This window comes from Pantoea sp. RCC30.1 (assembly GCF_058148845.1).
The window spans coordinates 335,556-347,521 of record NZ_JBXUHX010000001.1 but is presented as its reverse complement, the minus strand read 5'-3'; the positions used below and the strand labels follow the sequence as shown (position 1 = coordinate 347,521).

The following is an 11,966-nucleotide window of genomic DNA, read 5'->3' as shown; positions in this document are numbered from 1 at the left end:
ATTCCTTTGTTTAGCGTGTTTCGCGCTTAGAGTATTTTACGTTGCTGCATCGCCTGGACCCGTTTATAGGCATGATCAAACTGACAGACATCGTCGCGCAGCCAGTGGCGTTGCGTCAGCGGTGCATTATCCAGCGCCTGTGGCAGCGGCACACCCGCCAGCGATCCCCGGCAGCAAAAGGCGCGCGCCAGCGTTGGCGTGGCTATCCCGATATAACGGGCAAATTCAGGTAACGTCATCAGTGATGTACTCATTTAGCACCTCCGGTAAACAAATCCTCACCCGTATTTTCAGTCCAGTTCTTAAATGCTTTTATTGATCTGAAACATAAATGTGGTACTAATCTTCTGCCTGCTGATGAGAGAGCTCGCCTCGCCTGACGCAAACTGAGAAAAGAAGTGAGGAACCTGTGCGCCATTATGGATTGATGATTGCCCTGCTGTTTTCCGGCTTTGCCACTGCTCACACCCTGACCACAGGCCAGCCTGTCCCACCCGTCTATGTTGCTGATAAAGGCGAAATGATGCTGAATCAGGGCGACATCAATTATCAGCGCTGGGACAGTCAGACACTGACCGGAAAAGTGCGTCTGGTGATTCATGTGGCGGGCCGTCTTTCTGCGAAAGATCAGAGCGAACCCCTAATCAAAGCCATTCAGCAGGCCAGCCTGCCACGCGACCGATTCCAGACCACCACCATCGTCAATACTGACGATGCCCTGCCTGGTAGTGCCATTTTTGTGGTGCGCAGCATCGCCTCCAGTAAAAAAGCGGCACCCTGGCAGCAATTCATTATCGACAGCAGCGGCGTCACGGCTCACAGCTGGCATCTTCAGCCGGAAAGCGCGTCCGTCGTGGTCATTGATCAGGAAGGGATTGTGCGCTTCGCTAAAGATGGCGCACTATCTGATGAGGATGTCGCCAGCGTGATGAAAGAGCTGCGCGCATTACTGGGCTGATTCAGGCAGAATGGCCGGCTGCAAAACGCGGAATGCTGCTGAATTTGCCGACATTTTTAACACTGTGGACTATGCTTAATTGTAATGGAATTACCCGCCGTTCTTTGAAAACCTGCCAACTATGCTGTGGCAGTCGGGGACGATTATTGAAGATGGCATCGAAGAATTTCGACCTGCTGTGACTTCCTCTGTAGATAAGGACAGCCATGATGACGGTCTGTGCAGAACAACACGTCAATTTCAACCCCAGCGATGCAGTCAGCCTGTTGAACGATATTGAGCAACGGCTTGATCAGCTTTTACCGGTTGAAAGTGAACGTGACTTAGTGGGCGCTGCAATGCGCGACGGTGCGCTGGCACCGGGAAAGCGTATTCGCCCGCTGCTGCTGCTGCTGGCCGCGCGCGATCTCGGCTGCAACGCCACACCCGCAGGGCTGCTTGATCTCGCCTGTGCGGTTGAGATGGTGCACGCCGCCTCTCTGATTCTGGATGACATGCCCTGCATGGATGATGCGCAGCTGCGCCGCGGACGTCCAACCATTCACTGCCAGTATGGCGAACATGTGGCGATTCTGGCCGCAGTAGCCCTGCTCAGTAAAGCATTTGGCCTGGTCGCAATGGCAGAGGGCTTAACAGCCGCCGCCAGAGCAGACGCGGTCGCGGAGTTATCCCACGCGGTCGGGATGCAGGGACTGGTCCAGGGGCAGTTCAAAGATATCTCAGAAGGCGACAAGCCACGCAGCGCCGACGCCATTCTGATGACCAATCATTATAAAACCAGCACCCTGTTCTGCGCCTCGATGCAGATGGCCTCTATTGTGGCCGAAGCCCCGAAAGAAGCCCGCGAACAGCTGCATCGGTTTTCGCTGAATCTCGGTCAGGCTTTCCAGTTGCTGGACGATCTCACCGACGGCATGGCCGATACCGGTAAAGATGCCCATCAGGATGATGGGAAATCGACGCTGGTAAATCTGCTCGGTCCACAGGCGGTTGAAACGCGACTGCGCGACCACCTGCGCTGCGCCAGTGAGCATCTGCTCTCGGCCTGCCAGGACGGTTATGCCACTCATCATTTTGTTCAGGCCTGGTTTGAGAAAAAACTCGCTGCCGTCAGTTAAGGATGCTGCATGAGCCACTTCGCGGTCATTGCACCGCCCTTCTACAGCCATGTGCAGGCGCTTGCGCATCTTAGCCAGGCCTTAATCGCACGCGGACACCAGATTACTTTTATCCAGCAGACGGACGTCAGCGCGCTACTCACCGACAAGCGGATTGGCTTTTTCCCGCTGGGCTTAGCCTCCCATCCGGCCGGTAGTCTGGCGCATACCCTGCAGCTGGCGGCGCATCCTCTGGGCCCGTCAATGCTGAAACTGATTAATGAGATGGCCCGCAGCACCGATATGCTCTGTCGCGAATTGCCGGTGGTGCTCAACACCCTGGCGATCGATGGTGTGATTGTCGATCAGATGGAGCCTGCCGGTGCACTGGCGGCCGAGTCGCTGAACCTGCCTTTTGTATCGGTAGCCTGCGCGCTGCCGCTGAACCGTGAGGCGGATTTCCCGTTGGCCGTAATGCCGTTTGAGTATGGCAACAGCGACCAGGCGCGCGATCGTTATCGCACCAGTGAAAAAATCTATGACTGGCTGATGCGTCGTCACGATCGGGTGATCGCCCGCAACGCCCATGCAATGGGATTAGCACCACGGGAAAAGTTGCATTACTGCTTTTCACCGCTGGCACAGATCAGCCAACTGATCCCGGAACTGGATTTCCCCCGCCAGGCACTTCCCAATCATTTCCACTCGGTTGGCCCGCTGCGCGCTGCGGAATCGTCATCGGCTGCGTCGCAGCCATGCTATTTCCCGCATGGCGCCAGACCGCGTATTTTTGCCTCTCTCGGTACGCTGCAGGGTCATCGCTACGGCCTGTTTAAAACCATCGTCCGTGCCTGTCAGGCGATCGACGCGCAGTTATTGCTGGCGCATTGCGGCCGCCTGACACCGTTTCAGGCGGAGAAACTGGCACAGGCCAGCCATGTTCAGGTGGTCGATTTTGCCGACCAGGCCGCTGCGCTGGCGCAGGCCGATCTGGCGATTACCCACGGCGGCATGAATACGGTGCTGGATGCGATTAACCATCTGACGCCGCTGCTGGCGATCCCGCTGGCCTTTGATCAGCCGGGTGTCGCGGCCAGAGTGGTCTGGCACGGTATCGGACGTCGCGCATCACGCTTTACCACCAGTCACTCGATGGCCCGCCAGCTCCAGACCTTGTTGGCTGATGAGCGCTACGCTCAGCAGATGAAAACGCTGCGCACCGCCCTTCGTCAGGCGGGCGGAACAACCCTGGCGGCGGACATCGTCGAACAGGCGATGCTGACCCGTAATCCGGTCATCACCAGGAGAAATTATGCAACGGTATGATCTGATTCTGGTGGGCGCGGGGCTGGCGAACGGGTTGATTGCCCTGCGGCTGCGCCAGCAGCGACCTTCCCTGCGCATTCTGCTGATTGATGCCGAAAGTGAGCCAGGTGCGCATCACACCTGGTCATTTCATGCGGAAGACCTTACTGAAACGCAGCATCACTGGATCTCCCCGCTGGTGGTTCATCACTGGCCCGGTTACGAGGTGCGTTTTCCGCAACGGCGTCGCAGCCTGAACAGTGGCTATTTCTGCGTGACAGCAGAACGCTTCGCGCAGGTCATCCGCGACCGATTTGCGCCAGATCTGCTGCTCAATGCCAGAGTGGCGAGCATCGCCTCACGCCTCGTCACGCTGGAGGATGGTCGCGTACTGGAAACGGATGCGGTGATCGATGGTCGTGGCTACCAGCCTGATGCCGCGCTGCGCATGGGCTTTCAGTCTTTTGTCGGGCAGGAGTGGCAGCTCAGTGCGCCACACGGTCTCACCGCACCGATCATCATGGATGCCACGGTGGATCAGCAGGCAGGCTATCGTTTTGTCTACAGCCTGCCCTTTTCAGCGGATACGCTGCTGATTGAAGATACCCACTATATTGATAACGCCACGCTGGAAGGCGATCGCGCCCGTCAGAACATCCGTGACTATGCCGCGCAGCAGGGCTGGCAACTCAACCGGCTGCTGCGCGAAGAGCAAGGGGCGTTACCGATTACGCTGACCGGCGACGTTGCCGCCTTCTGGCAGAAACGCGATTTACCCTGCAGCGGTCTGCGTGCCGGGCTATTCCATCCCACCACCGGTTACTCACTGCCCCTGGCGGTCGCACTGGCTGACCGGCTGGCGCAGATGCAGACATTTACCTCTGAAACCCTGCACGCCACTATTGAGCAATTTGCCTCACAGGCCTGGCAGCAGCAGCGCTTCTTTCGCATGCTGAACCGGATGCTGTTTCTGGCCGGTCCGGCTGACCAGCGCTGGCAGGTTATGCAACGTTTTTACGGCCTTCCCGAAGGTCTGATCGCCCGTTTTTATGCGGGAAAACTCACTTTGCCTGATCGGCTGCGTATCCTGAGCGGCAAGCCACCGGTTCCCGTACTGGCGGCGTTACAGGCTATTATGACCCCTCACCGTCAACAGGCGATGCAATGAATAGAACTACGGTAATTGGCGCAGGCTTTGGTGGTCTGGCTCTGGCAATTCGCCTTCAGGCGTCAGGTATTCCAACCCGTCTGCTGGAACGACGTGATAAACCTGGCGGCCGGGCATATGTTTATGAGGATCAGGGCTACACCTTTGATGCCGGTCCGACGGTCATCACCGATCCCAGCGCCATTGAAGAGCTGTTCACCCTGGCGGGCAAAAAGCTTTCTGACTATGTCGAGCTGATGCCGGTTAAGCCGTTTTATCGCCTCTGCTGGGAGTCCGGCAAGGTGTTCAGTTATGACAACGATCAGCCCGCGCTGGAAGCGCAGATTGCCGCGTTTAATCCGCGTGACGTTGAAGGCTATCGTCGCTTCCTGGATTATTCCCGCGCGGTGTTTGCGGAAGGTTATCTGAAGCTCGGCACCGTGCCGTTTTTGTCGTTCCGCGACATGCTGCGTGCCGCACCGCAGCTTGCAAAACTGCAGGCGTGGCGCAGCGTCTACAGCAAAGTAGCGAGCTACATTGAAGATGAGCATCTGCGTCAGGCCTTCTCTTTCCACTCGCTGCTGGTGGGCGGAAATCCGTTTGCTACCTCATCAATCTACACCCTGATTCATGCGCTGGAACGCGAATGGGGCGTCTGGTTCCCGCGTGGCGGCACAGGCGCACTGGTCCAGGGCATGGTGAAACTGTTCGAGGATCTGGGCGGCGAAGTGGAGCTGAATGCCAGCGTTGCCCGTCTGGAGACGCAGAAAAATAAAATCACCGCCGTGCATCTGGAAGATGGTCGGGTATTCCCGACGCGCGCGGTCGCCTCTAACGCGGATGTGGTTCACACCTACCGCGAGCTACTGAGCCAGCATCCGGCCTCTATGGCACAGGGAAAATCCTTGCAGAACAAGCGCATGAGCAATTCGCTATTCGTGATCTATTTTGGCCTGAATCATCATCACGATCAGCTGGCGCACCACACAGTTTGCTTTGGCCCGCGCTACCGCGAGTTAATTGATGAGATCTTTAATAAAGACGCCCTGGCAGAGGACTTCTCGCTTTATCTGCATGCGCCCTGCGTGACCGATCCATCACTGGCACCGAGTGGCTGCGGCAGTTATTACGTGCTGGCACCCGTCCCGCATCTCGGCACCGCCGATATCGACTGGGCCGTTGAAGGTCCGCGTCTGCGCGATCGCATCTTTGACTATCTGGAACAGCACTATATGCCGGGCCTGCGCAGCCAGCTGGTGACGCACCGCATCTTCACGCCGTTTGATTTCCGCGATGAGCTGAACGCCTGGCAGGGTTCGGCATTCTCGGTGGAGCCGATCCTGACGCAAAGCGCCTGGTTCCGGCCACATAACCGCGATAAGAATATCAATAATCTCTACCTGGTCGGTGCTGGCACCCATCCGGGCGCGGGTATTCCCGGCGTGATTGGGTCGGCCAAAGCCACCGCAGGATTGATGCTGGAGGATCTGGCTTGAATAGTCCGTCACTGCTCGATCATGCCGTAGAAACCATGGAAGTGGGTTCGAAAAGCTTCGCCACGGCATCGAAGCTGTTTGATGCCAAAACCCGACGCAGTGTGCTTATGCTCTACTCCTGGTGCCGTCATTGTGATGATGTGATCGACGATCAGGTGCTGGGATTCAGCAACGATACGCCATCGCTACAATCCGCCGAACAGCGCCTGGCGCAGCTGGAGATGAAAACGCGTCAGGCCTATGCCGGTTCGCAGATGCATGAGCCTGCCTTTGCGGCCTTTCAGGAGGTGGCGATGGCGCACGACATTTTGCCCGCTTACGCTTTTGATCATCTGGCGGGATTTGCGATGGATGTGAAGGAGACACGCTATCAGACGCTGGACGATACGCTGCGCTACTGCTATCACGTCGCGGGCGTGGTGGGCCTGATGATGGCGCAGATTATGGGCGTGCGCGACAACGCCACGCTGGATCGCGCCTGCGATCTCGGCCTGGCATTTCAGTTGACCAACATTGCGCGAGATATCGTTGAAGATGCGGAAGCGGGACGCTGTTATCTGCCCGCAGAGTGGCTGACTGAAGAGGGGCTGACGCGAGAGACGCTGGCCGACCCGCAAAATCGGCAGGCGCTCAGCCGCGTAGCCCGTCGACTGGTAGAGACGGCAGAGCCTTATTACCATTCGGCATCGGCTGGCCTGCCGGGTTTACCGCTGCGCTCAGCGTGGGCGATTGCGACCGCAAAACAGGTCTATCGTAAAATTGGTATGAAGGTGGTTCAGGCGGGTTCACAGGCGTGGGATAAACGCCAGTCCACCAGCACGCCAGAGAAACTGGCAATGCTGGTGGCAGCATCAGGTCAGGCGGTTACTTCCCGGATGGCGCGTCACGCTCCACGCCCTGCTTACCTCTGGCAGCGCCCCGTTTAACACCGTGACGTTCCCGCAGCGTCGCCTGCAATTTTGACAGTGGCGGCGCATAAAGGAAACCAAACGACACACAATCCTCTTTGCCCCGTACCGCATGATGCATGCGGTGCGCCATATAGAGTCGGCGCAGATAGCCCCGGCGCGGAACATAGCGGAATGGCCAGCGCTGATGGACCAGACCGTCATGGACAATAAAATAAAGCAGGCCGTAGAGCGTCATCCCTGCGCCGATCCACTGCAAAGGCCAGACACCCGTGCTGCCCAGATAGATAAGTAAAATCGACAGACAGGCGAAGACGACGGCGTAGAGGTCGTTAACCTCAAACCAGCCTTTATGCGGTTCATGATGTGACAGATGCCAGCCCCAACCCCAGCCATGCATAATATATTTGTGCGCCAGTGCAGCCGTTATCTCCATACCGATAACGGTGACCAGAACAATCAGGGCATTCCAAATCCACAACATAGTTTCTCCCGAACATGCATCCTGCAAAGTGGCGCAGAGGAATAATTTTAACAGAGATTGGGGGAAACCGTGGGTTGGGGTTGCCGGGTTTTAACGATTGCTGCAGGAGATGAGGCTAAGCGTGTTTTTATCAGCATGAGCGTGCATCACCAGGCTTACCCCGGTGATGCACAGGTGACTTAGTTATAGACCAGATTAAAGGTGACGGTGCTGTCCGCTTTCCCCGCCATCACCTGTCCTTCTGTCTGAATATATTGCGCGTTAAACGCCATCGACGCTGCCTCATCAGGTGAGGAGACGGCAGTCAGCACCGGCAATTGATCGGTCGGCACATTCAGAGGGACCCGCTGGCCTTCAGGGACCTGCAGACCTGGCCCATAAGTGAGGGCGATGCCTACGCCTGAAGCAGAGTTGCTCTGTGGCGTCAGGCTGATGGCATCTTTATCGCCCTGAGTGGCCATACCAAAGAAGCCCACTTTAACCGCTGCGCTGTGTTCACACATCACCTGAATCTGAAAACCTTTTTCACTTCCCGCCCGACTACCGATACCGCTGAACTCTGCCTTACTCACTTTTCCCATCTCCACATTAATCATGGATTGAGAGGTGACAACGGAACAGCTGCCATATTGCACGGTAAAGCTGGAGAGGAAGATCTGCGGCTTATCATTGATCGGCTGACTACTGGCTGCACTATCCCCCACCTTTAAACTGGCATTGCCAATATTCACCTCACCGACATTGGCCGGTTGATTGCCAGGATTAAGCGGCGATTGCTGGCCTGGGATTTTATAGAACACCACATAGGACTGAAGGGTGATGTCGTGGGCGGAATTTAACTGTGGGTTGATCTGGGAGTTACAGATCGCGCTGGTTTTGCCCCTGCCGGTGGTATCAGAGAAGCCACCGCCGCAATAAGACGGCTCCTTGAAACCAATAGCAAATCCGATGCTTTCTACCCCTGGAACACGGTATATCGGCGTATTGTGCCCGCCAGCAATATTAGTCTGTAACCCGGACTCTTCGGCGTTAATCTCAAACCCCATATCTTTGTAGTTATAGCCCTGCTCACCGCTGTTTTTATTACAGGTAAAAGCATTACTGCTTTGCAGAGGCATCTGCGCCGAGATGGGGGTGCCATCGGCTGCGCCCGGAACATAGTTTACATTATGCACCTGTACCACCACCTGGCTGACGCCCTGACAGGACTCCTGCCCGATTGCTGGTAAACAGCAGAGGGTCGGGATAGTCAGCATGACCCATTTCAATAAACACTGAACTGATTTCATCTTAAATTCCTCTGGATTACTGGCAAACCGCAGAGACCAGTCTGACCGGATTAGTGCCGCTGGCGGCAGGCAGGCGGAACGGCGCGCGGCAGCTTTTCTGCACACCATCTTCCTGCCACTTCACCTCGATGACGCCCTGAGCGGGTACACCGCTCAGATAGAGTTCGCCTTTTTCAGCGACGATACCGCTGGTGCTGCTGTTTTTTTCCTCTTCGGCGAGCGCTATTTGTCCCGTCGCACCGAAAGGGGGGAAGTCATCCTGCCAGGTAAGCGTGAACAGCACCCGATTGCCCACGTGGGTGGCATAGTCGGCCATTACAATCGCTCCGCGTGTCGGAATGGCCGTTTGTCCGTCCAGTTCAACATCAACGTTGTCGGGCAGCGTGTCAGTTTCCAGTTCGATGGTATTTTCATGGTAAGGCGAGAGTGAGGGCACAATCGCATAGCCGCGACTATCGGTGACCACATTGTTGCTGCTCTGAATGCCCACATCGGCCGTCTCCGGCACTCGCACGATCGCGAAGGTGTCGCCCAGCGGCTGGCTCAGCGTAATGCCGTGTGCATGCGCGACGATGCCGCCCGACAGACCATAGTTAAACTGAGTGCTGTGCCGATCGTGGCTGACCCCGGCATTGACGCTGCCGCGACTGCCGCGATAGTCCAGCGAGCCGTTGCTGTTCACGTTCTGTCCCTGGCTGTCGTGGCCCTGTTGCAGGTTGTAGTGCAGGTTATTGTCCTGCAGCGCGCTGCCAGAGAGGCTGACCTGCTGCGAGACATCCCCATCATTGCTGGAATTCATGCTGTAGCTAACAGAGCTATCTGGCAGCAGCGCGCTGAAGGGAATGGAGACATTAAAAGAGACCGCGCGATCAGCTTTACGGGCGCTGGTCGAGTCGGTGTAAAACCAGGCGACGCCCCAGGAAATGGCTTTGTAATTGCTATAAAAGCCCAGATGCAGGGTGCGATCTTCGCTATTTAAACGCCAGTAGCGCTGCACATAGGCAGAGGCGCTGAGGCTGCCATAGTCAACGATACCCTGAGAGATCGATATCTCCGAGCGACTGCGCTTGTTAGCGACGTAGCTTGCCGGGCTGGTCATTGCATTCGCTTCGCTGAAAGCATAGAAGCCGCTGGAGGAGTAGCGATAGCTTGCCATGCTGAAGGTGGTATTGGTTGAGGCGAAATTTTTCTGATACTGCGCGCGCACTGACTGACCACTGCTGCTCTGGCCCTGCGGCAAGCGGGTTTTAGCTACGGTTACATCGGTCCCCAGCGAGCCAAAATCGCCCAGGCTTTTACCCAGGCCCGCCGCCACAGCGTGATAGTTCTGCGCGAGTTGCACGCCACCAAAGGCGGTAAAGTCATGCGGCAATCCGTAAAAGAGCGTGGTTTGCACAAACTCAGGCGAACGCAGGTTATTACTGCCTGAATAGTGATAACGACCGCCACTGACGCTGTATTTCAGATGGCCCTGACGAAGCATATAGGGCACCGCAGAGTAAGGCTGGGTGAAAGTGCGCACCGAGCCATCGCTTTCATGAATAGTGATGTCAAGGTCACCGCTCTGCGCAGTGGGATAAAGATCTTTGATCTCGAATGCACCCGGTGCGACCACGGTTTCATAAATCATATAGCCATGCTGGCTCACCGTTATCCGTGCATTGCTGTGGGCAATACCATGGATCACCGGAGCAAACCCACGCTGACTCTCGGGGAGCATCGTGTCATCAGACATGATCTGCATACCGCGAAACTGCACGCTGTCAAACACGTCGCCGGAGGTATAAGTATCCCCTACCCGAAACTGGCTTTTAAGCGCCTTGAGATCCCGCTCCAGATAAGTAGTCTGTGATTGCCAGTGGCTGACAAGATCGTAGCGCCAGGTGGCGGTATTACGCAACCGCCATGCGCCAAGGTTGCCACCACTGCGCAGGCTGAGCAGCGTCGAGTTCCAGCGGTGATTCTCATTCCGGCTACTGGTTCCGGTAAGGGTATAGTTCACAAAGGCAGCCGATACACCCTCATCCCAGCGCGCTGGATCGACATAATCGCGATCTTTAACCATCAGCGCGATCTGCGGAATCGAAAGGTTTAGCTGCTGGTGCGCGAAATCAAAGTGAGTTGATGCAGCAGGAATAAAATCGCCTAATTCTTCGATGGCCTCATCTTTCTTCAGATGAGTGAACGCGGAAAAACCGTTAACGTTCACGCCCATCGCCGCCAGCTCCGCCACCGTCAGTTGCGGAACCAGCCCGGCTCTGCCCTGCACGAAGCTGACATCGCGGCTATCAATAACTCTGTTGTTGAGCAACAGCGTGACATGATAAGTGCCGGGTTGCTGTCCTCCCTGACGAGCAAAATAGTGGAGATCGGTGGCATTATGCTGATCGGATGAAAATTCCAGCGCCGCCGGGTCAAAGTAGTCATCCGCGCGGGCACCACGCAGCGGGCAGAACAAAATCAGCATAAAACCCGCAATCCCTGCCAGCCAGAGAGAGGCATAAAGTGGTTTTGTCTGCCTTCTCTTCCCCAACTGAGCGTGCTGATTGACTTTCACTGATGGTGTCCCCGGATTCAAAACAAAATAAATTACAAACACCCATTAGCGCGTACGTTGTTCGGTAATGCCGCCATAGTCGTTAATTGCAGACCAGCTCACTGCGCCGGAATCAGCGACGCGCCAGTGACGATCTTCACCAGGGCCAATCATGCCAGGATCCTTTATCTCGTGATGATTAACACTGAGCGAATAAAATGAGACAAAGTAAGGCGTGGGGTTATGCGCAATCAGCTGATTGTCTTTATGGCGGAATGAGAGTTGCTGCCAGGCATCGGCCGGATTACCCGGCAATCCTTTTGGGCGATAGAAAAGCTTGAACTTCGATTTAATATTGATCTGAAGCTGATTACTTTTCTCGCGCGGCGTCGGTGAAATAGATTTCACATTCAGCCAGAATACCGATTCACGATCTTTCGGCAGGGGCATCCCCAGATAATTAATCCTTAACAAATTCTCTTTTTCCGCATCAAGCCGGAATAGCGGTGGCGTAACAATAAAGGGTACCCGGGAATGATTATTTTGATCCGAGTTCTCTATCCAGGATTCAACCAGATAGGGCGTATTTTTGTCTTGGTTGATGACTGAAAGCGTTGCCTCCTTTTTGCCTTCCACAAAAATAATACATGTTCCTCCCATTACAACACCCGCATGGGCAGCCATGCTCAGTATGCACGCGGAAAAGAACGAAATAAGTCTTATTACCTTAAACATAAATATTTATG

11 protein-coding genes are annotated in these 11,966 nt (G+C 55.7%); 6 read left to right on the top strand and 5 right to left on the bottom strand.

Annotated features, from left to right (window positions below):
• Nucleotides 1-26 precede the first annotated feature (26 nt).
• Complete coding sequence (locus AC2LB6_RS01690; RefSeq protein ID WP_490092153.1) at nucleotides 27-254, bottom strand: hypothetical protein; 228 nt, start codon at nucleotides 252-254, stop codon at nucleotides 27-29.
• A 173-nt stretch (nucleotides 255-427) separates the two neighbouring features.
• On the opposite strand from AC2LB6_RS01690, the gene AC2LB6_RS01685 reads away from it, so the two are divergent.
• From AC2LB6_RS01685 to crtB, 6 genes are all read left to right on the top strand, one after another.
• A complete protein-coding gene (locus AC2LB6_RS01685; protein ID WP_490092303.1) occupies nucleotides 428-958 on the top strand; it encodes a YtfJ family protein in 531 nt (176 codons plus the stop codon).
• Nucleotides 959-1,167: 209 nt separating this feature from the next.
• Nucleotides 1,168-2,076: a polyprenyl synthetase family protein gene (locus tag AC2LB6_RS01680; RefSeq protein ID WP_490092302.1), complete on the top strand. Its 909-nt coding sequence runs from the start codon at nucleotides 1,168-1,170 to the stop codon at nucleotides 2,074-2,076.
• 9 nt (nucleotides 2,077-2,085) lie between these two features.
• Nucleotides 2,086-3,381 carry a glycosyltransferase gene (locus tag AC2LB6_RS01675; protein ID WP_490092152.1) on the top strand — a complete coding sequence of 432 codons (1,296 nt, stop codon included), beginning with the start codon at nucleotides 2,086-2,088 and terminating at the stop codon, nucleotides 3,379-3,381.
• Complete coding sequence (crtY, locus tag AC2LB6_RS01670; RefSeq protein WP_490092151.1) at nucleotides 3,368-4,528, top strand: lycopene beta-cyclase CrtY; 1,161 nt, start codon at nucleotides 3,368-3,370, stop codon at nucleotides 4,526-4,528. Before AC2LB6_RS01675 ends, crtY begins: the two co-directional genes overlap by 14 nt.
• The gene (locus AC2LB6_RS01665; RefSeq protein ID WP_490092150.1) at nucleotides 4,525-6,003 is read left to right on the top strand and encodes a phytoene desaturase; all 1,479 of its coding nucleotides are present in this window, start codon (nucleotides 4,525-4,527) and stop codon (nucleotides 6,001-6,003) included. The genes crtY and AC2LB6_RS01665 overlap by 4 nt, the downstream gene beginning before the upstream one ends.
• Nucleotides 6,000-6,929 (top strand): 15-cis-phytoene synthase CrtB, encoded by a 930-nt coding sequence (gene crtB / locus AC2LB6_RS01660; protein WP_490092149.1) that lies wholly within the window; start codon nucleotides 6,000-6,002, stop codon nucleotides 6,927-6,929. The genes AC2LB6_RS01665 and crtB overlap by 4 nt, the downstream gene beginning before the upstream one ends.
• Here crtB and AC2LB6_RS01655 read toward each other — a convergent pair.
• The 4 genes from AC2LB6_RS01655 to AC2LB6_RS01640 all read right to left on the bottom strand — a co-directional run bounded on the left by AC2LB6_RS01655 (nucleotide 6,868) and on the right by AC2LB6_RS01640 (nucleotide 11,955).
• Nucleotides 6,868-7,395, bottom strand: a complete 528-nt coding sequence (locus AC2LB6_RS01655; RefSeq protein ID WP_090964646.1) for a sterol desaturase family protein — start codon at nucleotides 7,393-7,395, stop codon at nucleotides 6,868-6,870. The two genes, crtB and AC2LB6_RS01655, sit on opposite strands and share 62 nt — an antisense overlap.
• Before the next feature lie 179 nt (nucleotides 7,396-7,574).
• Complete coding sequence (locus tag AC2LB6_RS01650) at nucleotides 7,575-8,684, bottom strand: fimbrial protein (protein ID WP_490092148.1); 1,110 nt, start codon at nucleotides 8,682-8,684, stop codon at nucleotides 7,575-7,577.
• 16 nt (nucleotides 8,685-8,700) lie between these two features.
• The gene (locus AC2LB6_RS01645) at nucleotides 8,701-11,151 is read right to left on the bottom strand and encodes a fimbria/pilus outer membrane usher protein (RefSeq protein ID WP_490092147.1); all 2,451 of its coding nucleotides are present in this window, start codon (nucleotides 11,149-11,151) and stop codon (nucleotides 8,701-8,703) included.
• A 135-nt stretch (nucleotides 11,152-11,286) separates the two neighbouring features.
• The gene (locus AC2LB6_RS01640; RefSeq protein ID WP_490092146.1) at nucleotides 11,287-11,955 is read right to left on the bottom strand and encodes a fimbrial biogenesis chaperone; all 669 of its coding nucleotides are present in this window, start codon (nucleotides 11,953-11,955) and stop codon (nucleotides 11,287-11,289) included.
• Nucleotides 11,956-11,966: the final 11 nt, after the last annotated feature.